A 17,853-nucleotide genomic window follows, 5' to 3' on the forward strand; every position below is an offset into this window, starting at 1 on the left:
CTAAGCACAACTTCACACAGGAGAGATATGTTGGACAGTCACCCTTATTTAAACATCAAGGCAAACTGACGCTATCTATTCTGCGCTGTTTGCCAACCGGCAGGCAGCAATCCTTTCCCGAACCCGATTGCCTCCTGAGAACTGGAATTCGCTTTTTTGCGAGGTAATTCATCATGCTATTGTTTTTTTACGCACTGTTCCCTCCGCCTTTGCCGCGGTAATACACGCTCATATTAGCCATTAAGGCTCTCTCACTGCGGTTTGGCTAACCTCGCAGGGATATTTAATACGCGCAATTATGAGTGTGAAAAAAATAACATCTAACTATGCATAATTTATTTATGCAGGGACTACCACATCTAAATTTGGGGATGAATCATGACTGACATGAAATTAGAAAACCGGAATACCAACCGGTCTGCGTCAGAAAATGATAAGCAGCATAAAAAGAGCTTTGCGATTGAAACGGAGGCCTTTAATAGCCCGGATCACACGCTGTCGCGTTTAAATAGCAGTCGGCAGGGGCTAACGACCGCCGATGCGCTGGAGCGGCTGGAAGACTATGGCCGTAACGAAGTGGCACGAGAAACCGCGCCGCCGTTTTTTATTCAATTACTGCAGGCATTTAATAACCCGTTTATTTACGTGCTGATGGCGCTGGCGGCAGTCAGTTTTATTACCGATTACTGGCTACCGCTGCGTAATGGTGAAGAGACCGACCTCACCGGAGTTATTATTATCCTGACGATGGTGAGTCTGAGTGGTCTATTACGCTTCTGGCAGGAGTTCAGGACCAATAAAGCCGCGCAGGCGCTAAAATCCATGGTCCGTACCACCGCAACGGTACTGCGCCGCGGGCCGGGCAATATTGGCCCCAGCCAGGAGGAAATACCCATTGAAGAGCTGGTGCCGGGCGATATTATTTTCCTTGCCGCAGGCGATCTGGTGCCAGCAGATGTTCGTCTGCTGGAATCACGGGACCTCTTTGTTAGTCAGTCCATTCTTAGCGGTGAATCACTACCGGTAGAAAAATATGATCTGATGGCCAGCGTGTCGGGAAAATGCAGCGACCGTCTACCGACGCCGGATAAAAATAAAAGTCTGTTAGAGATGGGTAATATCTGTCTGATGGGGACGAACGTCACCAGCGGCAGGGCGCAGGCGGTGGTGGTGGCGACCGGCGACCGGACCTGGTTTGGCTCGCTGGCGAAATCGATCGTCGGCACCCGCACGCAAACCGCCTTCGATCGCGGGGTGAATAGCGTCAGCTGGTTGTTAATCCGCTTCATGCTGATCATGGTACCGATCGTGTTGTTGATTAACGGTTTCAGCAAGGGCGATTGGGTTGAAGCCTCGCTATTCGCCCTGGCGGTGGCGGTCGGTTTAACGCCTGAGATGTTACCCATGATCGTCAGTTCGAACCTGGCGAAGGGCGCGATTGCCATGTCGCGACGCAAGGTGATCGTTAAACGTCTTAATGCCATCCAAAACTTTGGTGCAATGGATGTGCTGTGTACGGATAAAACCGGCACCCTGACCCAGGACAATATCATTCTTGAGCATCATCTCGACGTCGGCGGCGCGGAAAGTAATCGGGTATTAATGCTGGCGTGGCTGAATAGCAGCAGCCAAAGCGGAGCGCGTAATCTGATGGACAGGGCCGTGCTCCGTTATGGGGAAGGCCGGCTGGCGCCGACGGAAAAAGAGCGCTTCGTTAAGCTTGATGAATTGCCATTCGATTTTGTACGTCGCCGCGTATCGGTCTCGGTGGAAGACAGCCGCTATGGCGATAAAAGCCTGATTTGCAAAGGGGCGGTTGAAGAGATGCTCGAAGCCGCGACCCATATCCGTGAGGGCGACAAGATCGTTGAACTGGATGCGCTGCGCCGGGAACTGCTGCTGACGAAAACCGAAGATTATAACGCTCAGGGTTTTCGGGTATTGCTGGTCGCTACCCGCAAGCTGGATGATGCCGCGCTAAATGTGCCGCTCACCGCCGCTGATGAACAGGGGCTCACCGTCGAGGGCATGTTGACGTTCCTCGACCCGCCGAAGGAAAGCGCGGGCAAAGCCATTACCGCACTGCGTGATAACGGTGTCGCGGTCAAGGTTCTTACCGGTGATAACCCGGTTGTAACGGAGCGGATTTGTCTTGAAGTGGGCATTGATGCGCACGACATACTCACCGGCCAACAGGTTGAGTCAATGACTGACCGCCAGCTTCAGCAGGAGGTCGAGAAACGCGCGGTGTTCGCCAAACTGACGCCGCTGCAGAAGTCGCGCATTCTGCAGATGCTACAGAAAAATGGCCATACCGTTGGTTTTCTGGGCGATGGCATTAACGACGCCCCGGCGCTGCGCGATGCCGATGTGGGTATTTCTGTCGATAGCGCGGCGGATATCGCGAAGGAGTCCTCGGATATTATTCTGCTGGAAAAAGACCTGATGGTGCTGGAAGAGGGGGTTATTAAAGGACGAGAGACCTTTGGCAACATTATCAAATACCTGAACATGACCGCCAGCTCCAACTTCGGCAACGTGTTTTCGGTGCTGGTCGCCAGCGCCTTTATCCCGTTCCTGCCGATGCTGGCGATTCATCTGTTGATTCAGAATCTGATGTACGACATCTCACAGCTGTCGCTGCCGTGGGACAAAATGGATAAGGAGTTTTTGCGTAAGCCGCGCAAGTGGGATGCGAAGAACATTGGCCGCTTTATGCTGTGGATTGGCCCCACGTCGTCGATATTCGATATCACCACCTTTGCTCTGATGTGGTACGTCTTCGCCGCCAATCATGTGGAAGCGCAGGCCTTGTTCCAGTCCGGCTGGTTTATCGAAGGGCTGCTGTCGCAGACGCTGGTGGTGCATATGTTGAGAACGCAGAAAATTCCGTTCATCCAGAGCCGCGCGACGCTGCCGGTTTTGCTCACCACCGCCGCCATTATGGCCATCGGCATCTATATCCCGTTCTCGCCGCTTGGCGCCATGGTGGGGCTTGAGCCGCTGCCGCTGAGTTATTTCCCGTGGCTCGTTGCCACGTTGCTGAGCTACTGCCTGGTGGCGCAGGGTATGAAACGTTTCTATATCAAGCGCTTTGGCCAGTGGTTTTGATGACAAAAAGGAGGATGACGATGAATCGTTCACCGGAGGATCTCATCGCCTGGATGTTTTTACTGGCCGGTTTGCTGGTACTGGCGCTGGCGATACGGCAAATCTTTGAATAGCGGGGGGACTATGCGCAAAACGTCGTTAGACCCAATCTTTCTCCAGGCCGTGTTGATGATGGTGGTGATAGTCTTACTCACCGTCTGGATTAGGTAGTTTAAGGCCCGGGGCATTATTGCTCCGGGCCTGAGGTAAAGTCCTGCGGTATTCCTGCAACATGGCAATTGGCGCTTTCCACCACGGGGAACGCGTCGATTAGCTCAATAATGGCAGAGCTTCGAGCATATTCTTCAGGTTTAGGGCATCCCACGGCAAGTGTTCGGCGACGGTGAGTCCCACCGGTTTGGCCTGAGCGGCAGCTTGATTGATAAAATTAACCACTTCGGCAATCGTCAGTTTCCCTTCGGCGACATCGCCGAAGTCGTGTACGCCGCGCCCCGGACGAGCAAACAGCACCGCTCGAAACAGGGCCGGGTCGAGGACATCAAGATCGAGGTGGATGGCCAGGTACTCAACACCTTCGCGCGCTATCCACTCGTCGATCGCCTGCGGATTCTGACGCAGCTCTGATGGGCTTAAGGTGGCGATACCGCGTTCAGTAATAAACTGTTTTTCGACATCGAGGGGGCTATGGATCCCAGCAATAAGCGCTTTGCCAGGCGATAATGGCTTTCTGACCACCTGGGTTAGTTCCACGTCGCCATTGCCCATCAACGCCCCAAGAACGTGGGCATGGGCATGTGGGAACTGCTCTGGCGTCATAATGTCCGGGTGAGAATCAATCCATAACACCCCCAATTTATCGCCATATTTTTCCGCAAGCCAGGCAAAGGGGGCCAGAGAGACCAGGCAATCGCCCCCTAAGGTGACGATGGACTCTGGCTGAGTTCTGGTGATTTTGTCTTGCGCATCAAACAGCTGTTCAACTACCGCACGGCGGCCGACAATACCCTCTTCATTAACCAGCGGAGCCTTGGTCGGGGCGGGGACGCTGACCTCCTCAACGGCGCCCTGGGCCGGCGGCGCCAGCCACGCCAGCAGCTGCGAACCGAAAAAGTAGGGCGGATTGTTACCGCCTTGCCACTGCGGGAAAAGTAAACGCAGTGTGTGGTAAGTATTTTGAGCCATATCATCCTCGCCTCAGGCATGTGCAATTAAATGAACGAACGTTCATTCATTTATAATGAAACGCGCGATGCACGATGGCAAGCAAAAAACGGCAGAAGCAGGTAGAATTGCCCATCGCCGGAGGTAGTTGAAATGTTAAATAATTCAGAAACGTACCATAAGCTGATTGTCGCCGCGGCGGCGTGCTTTGCCGAAAAAGGATTTAATGGAACCAGCGTGCGCGAAATTGCACTGCGCGCAGGTATTAGCCTCGGCGCGATGTACACCTACTTCAAGGGCAAAGATGAACTCATTGAGGCGATTATCCTTGAAGAGCAAAAATCGGCATTAGCTAAGCATCAGGAGCGCTTCGAAGGTTCCCATTTTGCGCAGATTTGCGCCTTAGCCGTTTCCTGTATAGAAGAAGTGGGGTATCCCTCTTCGCACCAGCTGTGGGTGGAAATCATTGCGGAATCGGCAAGAAAGCCGGCGCTGCGGCAGATTTTCGTCAATAGCGACAGGATCATGCGCGACGGAATGGCACAGATTATTGCTCAAGGAATTGCCGCTGGCGAGCTCAGCCCACACGTTAACGTCGAAGAAGCAACGCTCACCATCTTTGCATTCATCGATGGTCTGATTGGCCGTAAAGCGATGAATCCCGCATTTACCGTGGCTAAGGATCTGCCGCATTTTGACAACGTCATGGCAACCATTCTCAATAAAAATAGCGCTAGTGAATCCCATGCCACAGTACGCTGATTTCTGTTTTAGCGCCGTGATGGCTCAACGGGCGGCAAAAGAAAATCTCACCCTTGATGCCGACCAGCTCGCGTTGGTCGCCAACTTGCAAATGCTGAGCCAGCAGTTATTCCGGCAGCAAACGGCAATACAAGGATTGTACGTCTGGGGGCGAACCGGGCGCGGGAAGAGCTTTATTCTCGATAGCTTCTTTTCCAGCTTGCCGCTGCGTGAAAAGCGGCGGGTGCATTTTCATCACTTTTTCCGCGAGCTCCATCAGCGGCTGAACGCCCCTTCGGCGCCGCGATTGCAAGAGGTCGTCGCGCAAATGACCGACAACTGTCGTCTGCTCTGTTTTGATGAGTTTCATCTTCATGACCCGGCTGATGCGATGTTGATAAAGGTGCTACTGGAGCATTTGTTCGCGCGAAATATCGTCTTATTAGCGACCTCCAATTATCCCCCCGACCGTTTGCTGACGAATCCGCTCTATCACGAACGTTTTTTGCCTTCCATTAACCTCATTAAACATCATATGACGGTAACGGCGCTCAACGGCGAACAGGATTACCGCGAGCGACATGCCTCGCTGGAGAATGATTTCTGCCAGGGAAAACTGTTGGTGCAGCCAACCCCCAGTACTCGCGCGACGCTCGGTTTGCCGGATATTGCCCTGCAGGCGCAGGCTCTGCAAGTAGGTTATCGCACCCTGCAGACGGCATCTCGGCAAGGTGCTTTTCTGCATTTCACTTTCGACCAGCTCTGCCTTGCGCCTACCTCGGTTATGGATTACCTGACGCTATGTGAGCAACACCAGAACTGGCTCGTCGAGAAGGTTCCACCGTTGGCGCGCGTTAGCCCGGCGGCACAGCAGCGCTTTATCAACGTGGTGGATATTTTGTATGAAAAACAGTGCCGCTTAATATTAATTACCGATTGCGGGCTGGAAACACTGGTGGCGGATGTGGAGCTGGATGATATTCAGCGCACCTACAGCCGGTTACAGCAGCTCTCTCGGGAAGCATAAAAAAAGCGCCTCTCGATAATGAGCGGCGCTTTAACAGAGTAACCTGCCGCCGATTATTCACCGGCGGGCAGGGGAATTACAGATCGAAGCGGTCCAGATTCATCACTTTCGTCCATGCGGCAACGAAATCAGTAACGAATTTCTGTTGCGCATCGGCGCAGGCATAGACTTCGGCCAGCGCGCGCAGGACTGAGTTAGAACCGAACACCAGATCAACGCGAGTGGCGGTATATTTCTCTTCGCCGCTCTTACGGTCGCGACCGGTAAACAGCTCAGCCTGTTCATCGGCGGCTTTCCATACGGTGCCCATATCCAGCAGGTTGACGAAGAAGTCAGTGCTGAGGACGCCGACGCGATCGGTGAAGACGCCATGTTGGCTGCCGTCGAAGTTAGCGCCCAGCACGCGCAGGCCGCCGACCAGCGCCGTCATTTCCGGCGCCGTCAGGGTTAGCTGCTGCGCTTTATCGATAAGCAGGGTCTCCGTCGACACGCCGCCTTCGATGCGACGGTAATTACGGAAACCGTCGGCCAGCGGCTGCAGCAGATCCATTGCTTCAACGTCGGTCTGATCCTGGCGCGCATCAACGCGACCCGGCGCAAACGGCACGTTTACGCGAACGCCGGCAGCGGCGGCAGCCTGCTCAACGCCCACGACCCCAGCCAGAACGATGATATCCGCCAGAGAAGCTTTACCCGACGCTTTCTGGATGGCCTGCAGAGTTGGCAGCACTTTGCTGGCGATGGCGTTTACCGGCCACTCTCTTTGCGGCAGCAGGGCCAGACGCGCGCCGTTAGCGCCGCCGCGTTTATCACCGCCGCGGAAGGTTGAGGCGGAAGCCCAGGCAACGGAGACCAGTTCGCTAACCGACAGGCCTGAATCCGCAATGGCCGTTTTCAGCGTGGCGATGTCGGAGGCGGTTGGGTTATGCGTCGGTGCCGGTAACGGATCTTGCCAAATCAGATCTTCTTTTGGCACTTCCGGCCCGAGATAACGGGATTTTGGCCCCATATCGCGGTGAATCAGCTTAAACCAGGCGCGTGCGAAGGCTTCGTTGAAGGCCTGCGGATCGTTCAGGAAACGGCGCGAGATTTTGCCGAATTCCGGGTCGAAGCGCAGCGTCAGGTCCGTCACCAGCATGGTCGGCTTGCGTTTTTTATTCGGATCAAACGGATCGGGAATAATCTCCGGCGCATCTTTCGCTTCGAACTGAATAGCGCCCGCCGGGCTGCGCGTCTGTACCCATTCGTATTTGAACAGGTTCTCGAAGAAGTAGTTGCTCCATTGGGTCGGGGTTTGCGTCCATACGACTTCCAGACCCGAGGTGATGGCGTCCGCGCCTACACCGCTGCCGTAAGTACTGCTCCAGCCAAGACCCTGAGATTCCAGCGGGGCGGCTTCCGGTTCCGGGCCAACGTGGCTTGCCGGTGCGGCGCCGTGCGTTTTACCCAGCGTATGGCCGCCGGCGATCAGCGCGACGATTTCTTCATCGTCCATCGCCATATTGCCGAAGGTCGCACGAATGGCTGCCGCGGCGGAAAGCGGATCGCCGCTGGCGTTAGGGCCTTCCGGGTTGACATAGATGAGACCCATTTCGGTGGCGCCCAGCGCCTGTTTTTCCAGGCTTTCCGGGTGGCGATGTTTCAGCCACTCTTTTTCATCGCCCCAGTCAACATCGAGGTCCGGTTCCCACACGTCTTCACGCCCTGCGCCGAAACCGAAGGTACGGAAGCCGGCGTTTTCTAATGCCACGTTACCCGCCAGCATATACAGGTCGGCCCAGGAGATTTTCTGACCATATTTTTGTTTCACCGGCCACAGCAGACGACGGGCTTTATCAAGGCTGACGTTATCTGGCCAGGAGTTAAGCGGGGCGAAGCGCTGCTGCCCGCGACCCGCGCCGCCGCGGCCATCGACGGTACGGTAAGTCCCCGCGCCGTGCCACGCCATACGAATAAACAGGCCAATGTAGCTGCCCCAATCGGCAGGCCACCACTCCTGGGAGTCAGTCAGCAGCGCGCGAAGGTCGGCTTTCAATGCGGAGTAGTCGAGCTTTTTGAACTCTTCCCGATAGTTGAAGTTTTCACCCAACGGGTTAGAACGATTGGAGTGCTGATTCAGCAGGTCAACACGAAGTTGGTTGGGCCACCAGTCACGGTTGGCGGTACCGCTGCCGGCGCTTTGCTTCGGCGTCTCGGCGTGGAAAGGGCATTTCCCTGCGGATGGGTTATTAGTGGGATCATTTGACGTGCTCATATCAGGCTCCGTTTGCTTTTGTGAATGCCATTACGATATACACTGCTACCAATAAGCGATATTTGAATGAGTCTACGGATTTAATAGCTTTTACCGTTCAACAAACATAATTAAAACCAGTGTTTTAGTGTGTTTACTCGGCGAAATTCAAAACCACACCTTTAAACATAGTCGTAACGCAGCGGTAAAGGAAACGTTATGATGCGTTAACCGCTACGGATCGCTAATTGTTTGAGATATGACAATTTTACTGCGATGAATGGATTAGCGTTGCCAGTAAAGCGGCGTGCCGAAAACGTCGGTAAAATAATCAATCACGGTGCGTACATTGAGCGACGGATGACGAGCATGCGGATAAATCGCGGCAATGTAAGAGGGCAAATGGTTGATGCCAACGCTGTAGTCATTCATCAGCGAAACTAATGTTCCCTGCGCCAGCGCATCGCCCACCATCCAGTCTGGAAACAGAACAATACCCATTCCGCCAATCGCTGAAGTGAGAAGGGCATCGGCGTTGTTTGAGATTAGCCGCGGTGTTTGCGGGTAATGGGTCCACTCTTCTTCCCCCTGGCGAAAAAGCCAACGGTTAGCTCCCTGTGAACCGCGATACACCAGCGTGTGATGTTGATTGAGCTCAGAAGGCGATTGCGGCGCGCCGAAACGGGAAAGGTAACCAGGCGCTGCGGCGAGGTAATAGCGCTGGGCGCCAAAAACCTTTGCGTGATAGCTGGCGTCAGGCAGGGCGCTGATGCGAAAAATGATATCAGTCGCCTGGCGATGAGGATCGACAAAGTCATCGGTCAGAATTAATTCGAACTCCAACGCGGGATAACGATCGGCCAGTCCGGCTAACCATGGCGCGATATGCCGTTGGCCGAAGTAGACCGGGGCGTTGATGCGCATAAGTCCGCCAGGTTGTTGGGTGCGATCTTGTAATTCGCGTTGCGCGTGAGCGAATTGCTCGGTCATCCCGCGGGCATAGTCAGCAAAAAGGTTTCCGGCCTCCGTTGGAACGACCGCACGCGTATTGCGATAGAACAACTGCTGGCCTAGCGCATCCTCGAGTTGCTGGATGACCCGTGAGATAAGAGAAGGGGATACGCCTTCACGGCGCGCGACAACGGAAAAACTATGGCTGTCATACACGGCGATAAATAGCTGGAGGGCGCGGAGATTGATGTTACCTACGTCGGCCATTGATGCAGATCCTGCAAAGGTGTTTACAACACTATACTATTTTTTGCATTAGCGCGCCGTTCTATTCTCTTCCGCTCTTAACAACTGAAGAGTATTTAATATGCAGCGTATGCTGATTTTTTTAGTGATTGCCGGCGGAATGGGGCTGTCCGTAGAAGCAGGTTTGTTGGGGCCGCTGGCGGGTCAGGTCGGTGATTTATGGGCAACAATGAGTATTTTCTCTATTGGCGCGGCATTAACATTTTTACTGATGCTTTTTTTTAGCCCGCGACAGAGTCCCTCTTTTTTTTCGCTCCCCGGCTGGCAATTAACCGGTGGTCTGTTGGGGCCCGGTTATGTGGTGATATTAACGATTGTGACTCCGGCGATCGGCATCGCAATGACAATTACCGGCGTTCTCGCCGGTCAGGTATGTAAAAGCCTGTTAATCGATCATTTTGGCTGGTTTGGTAGTCCGCGGCGAAAAATAGATCGCCGCCGGGTTATTGCGCTGTTGTTCATTGTGGCGGCATTAGTGCTGATTGCCGTTGATTGAGGTGCTGATATGAATATATTGATGATTATTTTGTCGCTGATTGGCGGCGCATTGCTAAGCGTACAGGCTGCGGTGAATGGCCGTCTTGGCGCACATGTCGGAATATTGCGTAGCGCATTTTTGACCTTTTCCATTGGCGCGTTGGTGACCGGTTTATTGATCGTTTTCTTTGCTCCGCAGCAGTCGATGACGCTGCTGGATGTGCCAAAGTGGCAACTGCTTGGGGCGTTCTGCGGGGTACCCTATATTGTCATCATGGTGCTGGCAGTACAGCGAATCGGCACGGCAACGGCGACGGTGGCGGTAATATTTGGTCAGCTCGCGATGAGCTTGCTGATTGACAATTTTGGGTGGTTGGGGAATAGCGCTATTGCCTTTTCGCCACAACGCCTGGCGGCGGCGCTGTGTTTGGCGCTAGCGCTGTACTTTATATACGCGTCTGGCGTATCAGGGGCAGTTGAGCCGACAAAACGGTCGGGAAAGGCGAAATGGTTGTCGACCGAACGGGAATAAGCTAATACTTAGACACCATGTGACTGGCGCTAAAGACAGAATACTGTTGGGGAGCATGGTCAAGTACGCCGCGCGCCTGGGCATTACCCCTATCTGGAGATAAGTTATGCCTGAATTAGCTTCATTATCGGCTTTTGCCGTGGTGGCGTTGGGATTGGTATTAACTCCTGGCCCCAACATGATGTACCTCACTTCACGGTCGATTTGCCAGGGAAAACGCGCCGGCTTTATTTCTCTTGCTGGCGTTGCGCTGGGATTTTTCTGTTATATGCTGTGCGCGGCTTTTGGCATAACCGCGCTGGTTTTCGCCGTACCCTATGCCTACGACGCGTTGCGAATTTGCGGAGTGGCTTATTTACTCTATTTAGCGTGGCAGGCGATTAAACCCGGTGGGCGGCCGATTTTCGCAGTTCGCGACTTACCGGCGGATAGCGGGCGTAAGCTGTTTCTGATGGGCCTTCTTACCAGCCTGGCGAATCCTAAAGTGGCTATCATGTATTTGTCTTTGCTGCCACAGTTCATCACCCCCGGGCTCGGCAGCGTGCTGAGTCAGTCGCTAATATTAGGCTGCACCCAGGCGCTAATAAGCGTGGCGGTAAACGGACTTATTATTATGCTGGCCGGGCAGGTGGCGCTGTTTCTTGGGCGGCGGCCGGGCTGGCAACAATTTCAACGTTGGCTGATGGCGACGGTACTTGCCGGAATGGCCGTAAAAATTGCCTTTGAGGCCAGAAAATAACCGTTACTGGCGAACCCCGCATGCTTATGCCTTTCTCCGGTTGAGAAAGGCATCTCACGTTCTAACATACTGATACATTTCTGCCAGTTCATTAGCAACCTTTCTGTAGGGCTAATGCGTCAATAAAGCTATTCTTCCCCGCCTTTATTTTTTGTGCTTTCAAGTGACTCAGGTAAATTGCCGCCAATGCCCCTATTGAGAGATGAGATCCGCGACCACTCGGCAGAAGAGATGCTATTCATCCGCCGCGCCGTCATTGCTTTCCTGTTGGTGGTGGTCTGCTTTGGCGTGTTGATTTTCAATCTCTACCATCTCCAGGTAGAGCAGCACGATTTTTATCAGACCCGTTCCAACCAGAACGACATTAAAATGCTGCCGATCGCGCCAAGCCGGGGGCTGATTTTCGACCGCAACGGTATTCCGCTGGTGCAAAATATCACCCTGTATCGCCTGCAGGTGATCCCCAGCAAAATTGCCGATATGTCGGCGCTGCTCCAGGCGTTAAGCCCGATTGTCGACCTGACGGCGGATGATATCGCCAGTTTCCGCGACGATATGCACCACAATAGCCGCTATAAAGAAGTGACGCTGAAATCCGATCTTACCGATGTGGAAGTGGCGCGCTTCGCGGTCAACGAATTCCGTTTTCCCGGCGTCACCGTCGAGAGCTACCAGCAGCGAAGTTATCCCTATGGCGCGGAACTGGCGCACGTTGTCGGTTACGTTTCCAAAATTAACGATAACGATTTACAACGGCTGGCGAAAAACGGCGAAGCAGAAAACTACGCGGCCGATCGCAATATCGGCAAACAGGGAATTGAAGGCTATTACGAGAAAGAATTACACGGCACCACCGGTTATCAGGAAGTCGAAGTAGATAACCACGGCCGCGTCGTTCGCCTACTGAAAGAAGTCCCGCCGGTCGCCGGCAAAAATATCTATCTGACGCTCGACCTGCATTTGCAGCAGTATATTGAGTCGGTCCTGAAGGGCCAGCGCGCCGCGGTCGTGGCCGTCGATCCGCGCGACGGCGGCGTACTGGCGATGGTGTCGAGCCCCAGCTATGACCCGAATCCCTTCGTTAAGGGGATTGGCTACCAGGCTTACAAATCGCTGCTCGATAACCAGGATCGCCCGTTGATTAACCGCGTCACTCAGGGCTTGTATCCCCCGGCTTCCACGGTCAAGCCGTATATGGCGCTCTCAGCCCTTTCCGCCGGGGTGATTACGCCAAATACCACCTTCTTCGGCGCGCCAACCTGGACGCTACCCGGTACTCAGCGCCGCTATCGCGACTGGTTAAAAACCGGACACGGTATGTTGAATGTGACCAAAGCGATTGAAGAGTCGGCGGATACGTTCTTCTACCAGGTCGCTTTTGAAATGGGCATTGACCGTATTCATCAGTGGCTGAGCAAGTTTGGTTATGGACAGCCGACAGGGATTGACCTGAATGAGGAGTATTCTGGCGTGTTGCCGAGCCGAGAGTGGAAACAGCGGGTCCATAAAAAACCGTGGTACCAGGGTGATACTATTTCCGTCGGTATCGGCCAGGGCTACTGGATCGCCACTCCTATTCAAATGGTGAAAGCGCTGACCACCCTAATCAACAATGGCAAAGTACAAAACCCGCATCTTTTGTACTCAATGAAGCAGGGGAATAAGGTCGAACGCTACCAGCAGCCGGCCAATTTACCGCAGGTTGGCGACCCGAAATCGCCATACTGGGGGATTGTCCGTAACGGTATGTATGGCATGGCGAACCTGCCGAACGGGACGGGATATAAGTTGTTCCATACCGCGCCGTATCAGATTGCGGCGAAGTCCGGGACCTCGCAGGTGTTTAGCCTGAAGGAGAACCAGACCTACAATGCCAAAATGATCCCGGTACGTCTGCGCGACCACATTTTTTATACCCTGTTTGCGCCGTATCAGCATCCGAAGGTGGCGATGGCGCTCATTCTCGAAAATGGCGGCGGCGATGGCGTTGTCGCCGGCCCGACGGCGCGCGCGATTCTCGACCATATCTTCGACCCGGCGAATGCGCCAGCTGCGGATAGCGCGCAAAGTAACGTTCCGCAGGTCGAAAGCGCCGATGCGCAGTGACGACCTTAAGTGGTGGACGTCGTCGGCGCGCTATATAAGATTTGCCAACTGCGGCGACGGCGAGTTATCTCACGCCATAGCGCGATGATCTCGTCCAGCTGCAGCTCGTTAACGTCCTGCGGCTTGGCTACCGGTAGATGATAGCGCTGGCGCAGGGCGGCGAGCGCGGTTGCGCTGGCGTCCCGCACCTGACCGTTCTGCTCAGCCAGCTGGTGTTGTAACTGGCTGAACTCAGCTTGCCCACACAGCGTTAACTGGCGAAGAAAGGTTTTACAGCAGCGTAGTAGATTACCGGCGGAACGGTCGGGCGATTGCAGCGCCAGCAGCAGGCCATCGCGATCGGCGATCCGCTGATAACGGCAGCTCACCACGTAGCCAATCTGCTGTTCGACCCGCAGACGCTGGAAGAATTGCGGCTCGCAAAGTAGCGCCAGCAGTTGCAGCGCGGCCAGCGACGCCCCCTCAGGCAATGGAATAAAAACCAGAAGCGCGCTATCTGAGCTGGCGTGAGGAAGACGCTTAATACCGCGGCGACAGCCCGCCGAAGAGCGAAGCTCGGCGTTGACCGGGGCGTTGAGCAAGCTCAACAGGTGGGCAACCTGCCGCGCCAGATTGCTGCTGCCGCCTACCATCGCCGCCAGCCAACCCTCCTGCGGCGGAGCGATAGTCAATTGTTCAGGTAATTGTTGCAGTAGCTGGCGAATGGCGATGGTTTCAGGTGCGACCACCGTCCCCGGCGCGGGTTGAGATAATCGGCGCATGAGCGCGGTGACGACGCGCTCCGCTACGCCGCCGGATTCAGGTAGCTGTAGAGTAAGCTGCCAGTTGCCGTCCACCGTTTGCCACTCGCCGCTGCCGCCAGCATGGCGAAGTTGCGCGAGCAAGGGACGGATCTGCTGGCTTATCGCCATACCCTGCGCCTGGCTGAGCACGCTATAGAAAGGCTTGCGAACGATCAGCGTCGGCGTTTGATTATCTGCAATGACATGCAGCATTGGACTGGTCGTTAGCGTCAGTTCAGGTGCATCAGCGGTCGCCGCCTGCGGATAAAAGCTAAATGCCAGCGGATCCGTCACTATCGTCCGTGGCTGCCAGCGGCTGAGCGGCAAGGTAAAGCCCTGGGTTGCCACGCCATCGCCAGCCGCTATTTTGCGGCAAACCAGCGAAGAGGCCGGCGCCGACAGCAAGCTGGCGCAGAAGCCAGCAAAATCGACGGGCGGGGAATCGGGCGCAAAACCCAATGCCCGCTGGCGGAGCTGTTCGAGCGGGGTCAGTGCGTCAAAACGCCGCTGCGCCAGCCTGTAATAGTGCATCTGCTGTTCAGGCGAGGTGTGCCGCAATGCCTGCAGCCATCGCTCGACATGCTGCTGGATGGCGTCGGGATGGTCGCTGCTGAATACCAGCGCCAGCCAGCCGACGCTTTCATCCTGGTAAAGCCAGTTCAGCGCGATATCGTCCGCGAGCCCGCATTCACGCAGCCCGGCAAGCAGGCTGCCAGGCGCTTCATCCAGTAAGAATTCGCGAAAAGTGGTGACGTTGTCACATTTTTCGATGAGCGGACAACGCCATACCGCCGGTTTGTCTTCAACGGCCAGTTGAAGATCCACATTGTTGCTAAAATACGCAGACGGCGGGCTTTCCGGCGGCAGGCCGCCAGGGAACCCCGCGGCAAAAAAATGGGCCAATTCGGCTAATTCATCAAGCGACTGTGGCCCCTGAAGCCATAGCTGCAGATGGCTGGCGACATAATAGCGCTGGTGAAACTCGCCGAGCGCACTCTGCAACGCAGGCAAGTTTCCGCCCAGCGAATCCATGCTGCCGACCTGAAAACGGCGAAAAGCCGCGGGCGCCGCCATCGCGTGACGGGCCGCGGCTTCACGGCGGGAGGGATCGTGCTGCTGGATAAGCCGGTTTTCCGCATCGATGACCACCAGTTCCTGACGGCTATCTTCAGGCGACAGCAGCGGCGCCCGGAGCGTATCCCGTAGACGGGTGATGCCGCCGGCCAGACTGTTGGCGGCAACCTCGAAGAAATAGGCGCTGTGGCGGGCAAGGGTGGTGGCGTTGACGCTGCCGCCCTGGCGTTGGATCCACGCCATCAATCGCTCATCATCGTGATAACGCTGGCTGCCGCGAAACAGTAAATGTTCCAGCAAATGAGCCAGCCCCGGCAGGGCATCGGTTTCATGATGGCTTCCGGCGCCCACCTTAACCAACGCCGCCGCACGCGTCGCCTGCGGATGATGAACCAGCGTTGCGCGCATACCGCCTGCCAGTTCCACGATGCGGGTGGCGGTGGTCATCACAATTCCCGGGTTTTATAAATCAGCTGTGAACGGGTGCGGTTGCGGAACTGCAGCTGGCTGATTTTTATATCGCTGCAGGCCGCTTCGCGCCGCGCTTCGAGGATTTTATGGTGGTGCGGCGATTTGCTGCACACCGGGTCAGCGTTATCGGCATTGCCGGTCAGCATAAAGGCCTGACAGCGGCAGCCGCCGAAATCTTTCTCTTTTTCATCACAGGAACGACAGGGCTCCGGCATCCAGTCAAAGCCGCGGTAGCGGTTGAAGCCAAATGAGTCATACCAGATCGATTCCAGGCTCTGCTCCAGCACCGACGGGAACTCGACCGGCAGCTGGCGCGCGCTGTGACACGGCAGCGCGGTGCCTTCCGGGGTCACGCTGAGGAATATCGAGCCCCAGCCGCCCATACAGCCTTTGGGACGCTCTTCGTAGTAGTCCGGGGTGACAAAAAGCAGATTGGTCAGATTACCGTTAGCCGCCATTTTGTGTCGGTAATCAGCAACGACCTGTTCAGCACGGGCGATCTGTTCGCGGGTCGGCAGTAATCCCTGACGATTGAGGAATGCCCAGCCGTAAAACTGGCAGGTGGCGAGCTCAACATCATCCGCTTCCAGCTCGATACACAGCTCGATGATTTTATCGATCTGGTCGATGTTGTGGCGATGCAGGACAAAGTTCAGCACCATCGGGTAGTCGCGCGCTTTTACCGCTTTCGCCATCGCCAGCTTCTGCTGGAACGCTTTTTTGTTGCCCGCCAGCGCCGCGTTCAGCACTTCATCGCTGGCCTGGAAGCTAATCTGGATATGATCCAGCCCGGCCTGGCTGAAGGCGTCGAGTTTGCTCTCGGTGAGCCCAATGCCCGACGTAATCAGGTTGGTATAAAAACCGAGATCGCGCGCGGCGCGAATCAGCTCCGGCAGATCTTTGCGCGTCAGCGGTTCGCCGCCTGAGAAACCCATCTGCACGCTACCCATGGCCCGCGCCTGGCGAAAGACCTCAATCCACTGTTCGGTGGTGAGTTCTTTCTCCTGCTGAGCAAAGTCCAGCGGGTTAGAGCAGTAGGGGCACTGCAGCGGACAGCGATAGGTCAGTTCCGCCAGTAGCCACAGCGGCGGATTAACGGCGGGTTTATTCTGGCTCACGGAAGATAATCCACTTCTGTTGGTAAGCTATCTGCAGGAATTCGATGACGTCGTCATCGACGCCGCCCGCTTCCGGGAAACGGGCGTTGAGTTCGGCGATTATTTTTGCCGCGTCGCGTTGACCATCGACCAGCTCGAGGATCGCGGCGGCGGTTTCATTCAGTTTCGCCATTCCTTCCGGATAGAGGATCACGTGGCTATCCTGAGCGGCTTCCCACTGCAGGCGGTAGCCGCGACGAAAGGCGATGATTGCGCTCTTTTGCATAGTTATACCAGTCGGGTCGTGTGCCAGGCCGCCTTGTCGGTGACCGTATGATAGGGTGGGCGCTGCAGTGCGTAGGCCATGGTCATGGCATCCAGCATCGACCACAGAATGTCGAGCTTAAACTGCAGGATCTCCAGCATCCGGTTCTGTTTTTCCGCGCTATCGCAGTAGATCTTCGCCAGTTCCAGCCCATGTTCGACGTCGCGATTGGCCTGGCTTAAGCGGCTGCGGAAGTAGAAATAGCCTTCTTCTTTGATCCATGGATAGTGCTGCGGCCAGCTGTCGAGGCGCGACTGATGGATTTGCGGGGCAAACAGTTCGGTTAGCGAACTGCACGCCGCCTCCTGCCAGTTGGCCCGGCGGGCAAAATTGACGTAGGCGTCGACGGCAAAACGCACGCCGGGCAGCACGTGGCGCTCGCTGAGTAACTCATCGCGGCTAAGCCCCACGGCTTCTCCCAACTGCAGCCAGGCTTCAATACCGCCTTCCTGGCCGTGACTGCCATCGTGGTCGAGGATCCGCTGTACCCACTTGCGTCGGGTGTGCGGATCGGGGCAGTTCGCCATAATGGCGGCGTCTTTTAGCGGGATATTGGTCTGATAGTAAAAACGGTTCGCCACCCAGCCCTGGATTTGCTCGCGGCTGGCTTCACCGTTATGCATCGCAATATGGTACGGATGATGGATATGGTAGTAGGCGCCTTTTTCCCGTAGCGCTTGTTCAAACGCCTGTGGCGATAGGGTTTCGCGAATCTGCATA

The 17,853-nt window shown here is 55.4% G+C and carries 16 protein-coding genes and 1 riboswitch; of the genes, 9 read left to right on the forward strand and 7 right to left on the reverse strand.

What is annotated here, in order from left to right; all coding sequences use genetic code 11:
* Window positions 1-378 precede the first annotated feature (378 nt).
* The 3 genes from mgtA to mgtU are packed head-to-tail and all read left to right on the forward strand — an operon-like array spanning window position 379 to window position 3,321.
* Window positions 379-3,111: a magnesium-translocating P-type ATPase gene (gene mgtA / locus AC22LX_RS01710; protein ID WP_487333695.1), complete on the forward strand. Its 2,733-nt coding sequence runs from the start codon at window positions 379-381 to the stop codon at window positions 3,109-3,111.
* Between the two features lie 20 nt (window positions 3,112-3,131).
* Window positions 3,132-3,224: a protein MgtR gene (mgtR, locus tag AC22LX_RS01715; RefSeq protein WP_020078726.1), complete on the forward strand. Its 93-nt coding sequence runs from the start codon at window positions 3,132-3,134 to the stop codon at window positions 3,222-3,224.
* 10 nt (window positions 3,225-3,234) lie between these two features.
* The gene (gene mgtU / locus AC22LX_RS01720) at window positions 3,235-3,321 is read left to right on the forward strand and encodes a magnesium transporter protection protein MgtU (RefSeq protein WP_251009860.1); all 87 of its coding nucleotides are present in this window, start codon (window positions 3,235-3,237) and stop codon (window positions 3,319-3,321) included.
* 99 nt (window positions 3,322-3,420) lie between these two features.
* On the opposite strand, the gene AC22LX_RS01725 is transcribed toward mgtU, so the two are convergent.
* Window positions 3,421-4,293 (reverse strand): arginase family protein, encoded by an 873-nt coding sequence (locus AC22LX_RS01725; RefSeq protein ID WP_487333696.1) that lies wholly within the window; start codon window positions 4,291-4,293, stop codon window positions 3,421-3,423.
* A 132-nt stretch (window positions 4,294-4,425) separates the two neighbouring features.
* Here AC22LX_RS01725 and AC22LX_RS01730 point away from each other — a divergent pair, with 132 nt between their 5' ends.
* Both AC22LX_RS01730 and zapE read left to right on the forward strand, forming a co-directional pair.
* Window positions 4,426-5,034: a TetR/AcrR family transcriptional regulator gene (locus AC22LX_RS01730; protein WP_015366516.1), complete on the forward strand. Its 609-nt coding sequence runs from the start codon at window positions 4,426-4,428 to the stop codon at window positions 5,032-5,034.
* Complete coding sequence (gene zapE, locus AC22LX_RS01735; protein WP_487333697.1) at window positions 5,018-6,040, forward strand: cell division protein ZapE; 1,023 nt, start codon at window positions 5,018-5,020, stop codon at window positions 6,038-6,040. Before AC22LX_RS01730 ends, zapE begins: the two co-directional genes overlap by 17 nt.
* Window positions 6,041-6,116: 76 nt before the next feature.
* Here the strand turns inward: zapE and katG are convergent, their stop codons facing one another.
* Both katG and AC22LX_RS01745 read right to left on the reverse strand, forming a co-directional pair.
* Entirely contained in the window at window positions 6,117-8,294 is a 2,178-nt protein-coding gene (katG, locus tag AC22LX_RS01740) for a catalase/peroxidase HPI (protein ID WP_045394219.1), read from the reverse strand.
* Between the two features lie 264 nt (window positions 8,295-8,558).
* A complete protein-coding gene (locus tag AC22LX_RS01745; protein ID WP_045394220.1) occupies window positions 8,559-9,491 on the reverse strand; it encodes a LysR family transcriptional regulator in 933 nt (310 codons plus the stop codon).
* Window positions 9,492-9,591: 100 nt separating this feature from the next.
* Here AC22LX_RS01745 and AC22LX_RS01750 point away from each other — a divergent pair, with 100 nt between their 5' ends.
* The 4 genes from AC22LX_RS01750 (at window position 9,592) to mrdA (ending at window position 13,384) form a co-directional block, all read left to right on the forward strand.
* Window positions 9,592-10,026, forward strand: a complete 435-nt coding sequence (locus AC22LX_RS01750; RefSeq protein ID WP_045394222.1) for a DMT family transporter — start codon at window positions 9,592-9,594, stop codon at window positions 10,024-10,026.
* A 9-nt stretch (window positions 10,027-10,035) separates the two neighbouring features.
* Complete coding sequence (locus AC22LX_RS01755; protein WP_213292533.1) at window positions 10,036-10,539, forward strand: DMT family transporter; 504 nt, start codon at window positions 10,036-10,038, stop codon at window positions 10,537-10,539.
* Window positions 10,540-10,548: 9 nt separating this feature from the next.
* A riboswitch (ZMP/ZTP riboswitch) is annotated at window positions 10,549-10,628 on the forward strand.
* A gap of 17 nt (window positions 10,629-10,645) precedes the next feature.
* Window positions 10,646-11,278 (forward strand): LysE family translocator, encoded by a 633-nt coding sequence (locus tag AC22LX_RS01760; RefSeq protein WP_213292534.1) that lies wholly within the window; start codon window positions 10,646-10,648, stop codon window positions 11,276-11,278.
* Window positions 11,279-11,464: 186 nt separating this feature from the next.
* Complete coding sequence (gene mrdA / locus AC22LX_RS01765; protein ID WP_045394227.1) at window positions 11,465-13,384, forward strand: penicillin-binding protein 2; 1,920 nt, start codon at window positions 11,465-11,467, stop codon at window positions 13,382-13,384.
* A gap of 5 nt (window positions 13,385-13,389) precedes the next feature.
* Here mrdA and pqqF read toward each other — a convergent pair whose 3' ends face one another.
* From pqqF to pqqC, 4 genes are read right to left on the reverse strand one after another with little or no spacing between them, the layout of a single operon-like run.
* Window positions 13,390-15,687, reverse strand: a complete 2,298-nt coding sequence (pqqF, locus tag AC22LX_RS01770) for a pyrroloquinoline quinone biosynthesis protein PqqF (protein ID WP_487333698.1) — start codon at window positions 15,685-15,687, stop codon at window positions 13,390-13,392.
* Window positions 15,687-16,829, reverse strand: coding sequence for a pyrroloquinoline quinone biosynthesis protein PqqE (pqqE, locus tag AC22LX_RS01775; protein WP_045394232.1), 1,143 nt, complete (start codon window positions 16,827-16,829; stop codon window positions 15,687-15,689). The genes pqqF and pqqE overlap by 1 nt, the downstream gene beginning before the upstream one ends.
* Complete coding sequence (gene pqqD / locus AC22LX_RS01780; protein ID WP_015366526.1) at window positions 16,816-17,094, reverse strand: pyrroloquinoline quinone biosynthesis peptide chaperone PqqD; 279 nt, start codon at window positions 17,092-17,094, stop codon at window positions 16,816-16,818. The genes pqqE and pqqD overlap by 14 nt, the downstream gene beginning before the upstream one ends.
* Window positions 17,095-17,096: 2 nt before the next feature.
* Window positions 17,097-17,852 carry a pyrroloquinoline-quinone synthase PqqC gene (pqqC, locus tag AC22LX_RS01785; protein WP_045394234.1) on the reverse strand — a complete coding sequence of 252 codons (756 nt, stop codon included), beginning with the start codon at window positions 17,850-17,852 and terminating at the stop codon, window positions 17,097-17,099.
* Window position 17,853: the final 1 nt, after the last annotated feature.

The organism is Klebsiella sp. PK01 (genome assembly GCF_057624675.1).

Excerpts from the sequence above, each read along its gene's own strand:
- pqqF (WP_487333698.1), bottom strand. The coding sequence starts at position 15,687 with ATGACCACCGCCACCCGCATCGTGGAACTGGCAGGCGGTATGCGCGCA.
- mgtA (WP_487333695.1), top strand. The coding sequence starts at position 379 with ATGACTGACATGAAATTAGAAAACCGGAATACCAACCGGTCTGCGTCA.
- zapE (WP_487333697.1), top strand. The coding sequence starts at position 5,018 with ATGCCACAGTACGCTGATTTCTGTTTTAGCGCCGTGATGGCTCAACGG.
- AC22LX_RS01755 (WP_213292533.1), top strand. The coding sequence starts at position 10,036 with ATGAATATATTGATGATTATTTTGTCGCTGATTGGCGGCGCATTGCTA.
- AC22LX_RS01745 (WP_045394220.1), bottom strand. The coding sequence starts at position 9,491 with ATGGCCGACGTAGGTAACATCAATCTCCGCGCCCTCCAGCTATTTATC.
- pqqC (WP_045394234.1), bottom strand. The coding sequence starts at position 17,852 with ATGCAGATTCGCGAAACCCTATCGCCACAGGCGTTTGAACAAGCGCTA.
- AC22LX_RS01760 (WP_213292534.1), top strand. The coding sequence starts at position 10,646 with ATGCCTGAATTAGCTTCATTATCGGCTTTTGCCGTGGTGGCGTTGGGA.
- AC22LX_RS01730 (WP_015366516.1), top strand. The coding sequence starts at position 4,426 with ATGTTAAATAATTCAGAAACGTACCATAAGCTGATTGTCGCCGCGGCG.
- mgtU (WP_251009860.1), top strand. The coding sequence starts at position 3,235 with ATGCGCAAAACGTCGTTAGACCCAATCTTTCTCCAGGCCGTGTTGATG.
- mgtR (WP_020078726.1), top strand. The coding sequence starts at position 3,132 with ATGAATCGTTCACCGGAGGATCTCATCGCCTGGATGTTTTTACTGGCC.
- pqqD (WP_015366526.1), bottom strand. The coding sequence starts at position 17,094 with ATGCAAAAGAGCGCAATCATCGCCTTTCGTCGCGGCTACCGCCTGCAG.
- AC22LX_RS01725 (WP_487333696.1), bottom strand. The coding sequence starts at position 4,293 with ATGGCTCAAAATACTTACCACACACTGCGTTTACTTTTCCCGCAGTGG.
- AC22LX_RS01750 (WP_045394222.1), top strand. The coding sequence starts at position 9,592 with ATGCAGCGTATGCTGATTTTTTTAGTGATTGCCGGCGGAATGGGGCTG.
- mrdA (WP_045394227.1), top strand. The coding sequence starts at position 11,465 with ATGCCCCTATTGAGAGATGAGATCCGCGACCACTCGGCAGAAGAGATG.
- katG (WP_045394219.1), bottom strand. The coding sequence starts at position 8,294 with ATGAGCACGTCAAATGATCCCACTAATAACCCATCCGCAGGGAAATGC.